At 65.6% G+C, this 2,437-nt stretch carries 3 protein-coding genes; 2 read left to right on the plus strand and 1 reads right to left on the minus strand.

Features of this window, described 5'->3' with window-relative positions; genetic code table 11:
• Positions 1-115 precede the first annotated feature (115 nt).
• Both AC0L2J_RS34630 and AC0L2J_RS34635 read left to right on the plus strand, forming a co-directional pair.
• A complete protein-coding gene (locus AC0L2J_RS34630; protein WP_473395968.1) occupies positions 116-790 on the plus strand; it encodes a dienelactone hydrolase family protein in 675 nt (224 codons plus the stop codon).
• A gap of 134 nt (positions 791-924) precedes the next feature.
• Entirely contained in the window at positions 925-1,404 is a 480-nt protein-coding gene (locus AC0L2J_RS34635) for a hypothetical protein (protein ID WP_473395969.1), read from the plus strand.
• Position 1,405: 1 nt separating this feature from the next.
• Here the strand turns inward: AC0L2J_RS34635 and AC0L2J_RS34640 are convergent, their stop codons facing one another.
• Entirely contained in the window at positions 1,406-2,152 is a 747-nt protein-coding gene (locus AC0L2J_RS34640) for a polysaccharide biosynthesis/export family protein (RefSeq protein ID WP_063996510.1), read from the minus strand.
• Positions 2,153-2,437: the final 285 nt, after the last annotated feature.

The following is a 2,437-nucleotide window of genomic DNA, read 5'->3' on the forward strand; positions in this document are numbered from 1 at the left end:
GGATAGAGGCCGAGATGCAGCAGCGGGGGCCTTCATCCTTCGAGACGCTTGCATTGGAAGCTCCTCAGGATGAGGGGTGAGATTTGAGTTCGTAATAACAAGAAGGACAACCCACGTGGGACAAGACATCAAGCTGACGGCCTCCGACAATTTCCAGCTCGGTGCCTATCGCGCTGACCCCGCGGGGACGGCGAAGGGGGCGGTGGTGGTGATCCAGGAAATTTTTGGGGTCAACCATCACATCCGCTCGGTCTGCGATCGCCTCGCCGGGGAAGGCTATGTCGCGATCGCCCCGTCGATCTTCGACCGGACCTCGCCGGGCTTCCAGTCCGGCTACACGCCCGACGAGATCGCGGAAGCGCGCAAGTTCGTTGCCAATCCGGATTGGGACGCGATGCTGCGCGACACGCAGGCGGCGATCGATGCGGTGAAGAGCGTCGGCCCGGTCGGCATCATCGGCTTTTGCCTGGGCGGCAGCGTCGCCTTCGTCGCGGCGACGCGGCTGTCCGGCCTGAAGGCCGCGATCGGCTATTACGGCGGCGCCGTCGTGCGCTTCGCCGACGAAACACCCAAAGTGCCGACGCAGCTGCATTTTGGCGAGAAGGATGCCGGCATTCCCCAGACCGACGTCGAAACCATCAAGACGAAGCGGCCTGACGTGGAAATCTTCGTCTATCCGGGCGCGCAGCACGGCTTCCATTGCGACGAGCGGGCGAGCTACGACAAGGCCAGCGCCGATACCGCCTGGCCGCGCAGCATGGAATTTTTCGCGAAGCATTTGAAATCGTAGCGCGCGGCTTCGCTGTCATTCCGGGATGCGCCGACAGGCGCAGGCGCGCAATGACAAGCAGGAATCGGGTGGCTGCATCCTGGCGCGCGGCGATAGAGCTGGCCGATCAAGCCAACTCACGCCGGGAGATCGTCATGCAGCAGGCCAATACGAACATCGTCATCCGCAATCCGTTCGGCACCATGGACGTGCCCGCGCCGGATGATCGCGACGTCATGGATTATGCCGCAATCGCCACGCTTGCCGGCGATGCCGCCGACCTCAACGCGGCGGCTTGGGCAAAAATCGCGGCACGGTCAGACCCGCTCGACGGTATCTGGGCCAGCCGCTGGAATGGCGGCGCAGATCCGACCATTGCCGGCGATACGCCGCAAGCCTGGAAAGAAGGACGCGCGGAAGTGCGGGTCGCAGGCGGACGCATCTATCTGCGCTTCGATTGGGATCACGGCCGACGGCACGGGCTGATCGATGCTGCGCGCGAGGGCGCGCGCCTGGTGGGGAAATACATCAACATAACCAATCCCGCGATCACGCGGCCATGGATCGGGCGCGTGGTCGATGCCGCGCGCATCGACGGATGTTTTCCGAACGGGCGGCTGGATTTCAGGCGGTGAGCTAGAACCAGCGTTCGCCGACGAACACGGTGTCGCCGGGGCTCAAGGGAGTGCCGAGCGGCACCACGGCGCGCATGGCGCCGCCGGCTTCGGTGTGCGTAACGGTGACCACGTCGCGCTTGGCGCGGGGCGAGAAGCCGCCGGCGATCGCGACGGCGCTTTCGACCGTCATGTTCGGCACGTAAGGATACTGGCCGGGCGCGGAGACTTCGCCGAGAATGAAGAACGGGCGATAGGCCTCGATCTCGACGGCGACGGAGGGCTCGCGGATGTAGCCGTTGCGCAGCCGTGCGGCGATCTCGCCGGCAAGGCCGGCCGGCGTGCGGCCGCGTGCCGGGACGCCGCCGATCAGCGGCATGGTGATGGAGCCGCCGGCGTCGATCGCGTAGCTGTTGGTGAGACCTTCCTGGCCGTAGACCACGACGCGCAGCCTGTCGCCAGCGTCGAGATGGTAAGAGGCGTCATAGCGAACCGGCGCCGCCATCGGCGCGGCATAACCGACCGGCATGGGCGCCGGCGAGGAGGCAAAGGAATTGCTGAGCGCTGCGATGGCGCCGCCGCCACTGCCGACAACGACCGGCTGCGGCGCGTTGTACGGCTGGCCATAGGCCATCGAATCGAGATCGGCGCGCGGCTGCACATAGGCGACGGGACCAGCGGTTTGCATGCAGCCGCCAAGGGTCAGCGCGGCGGACGCTGCCAAGGACGCTGCCAACTTCGACCATCGAAACGCGCGTGCAACCGGCACCGGACCTATCCCTCGAAACGAGACAGATCCAGTGATGCACCGGTTATGGTTAATAAAGCGTTGAGGGGGCGGGTGGCGCCACAGCGGCGTGAGCAAAGGGGCAAGGTGCGCTCCCTCTCCCGCTTGCGGGAGAGGGTTGGGGAGAGGGTGTCTCCGCACAGGGACTGTCCCCCAGAGGATAGAACCCTCACCCGGCGCTATGCGCCGACCACTCCCGCCAGCGGGGGAGGGGGACCCCCCAGTCTGTTATAAAAAAATACGCGCCCACCAGGCAACTGAGGGTGG

The organism is Bradyrhizobium sp. MV1.5 (genome assembly GCF_055807615.1).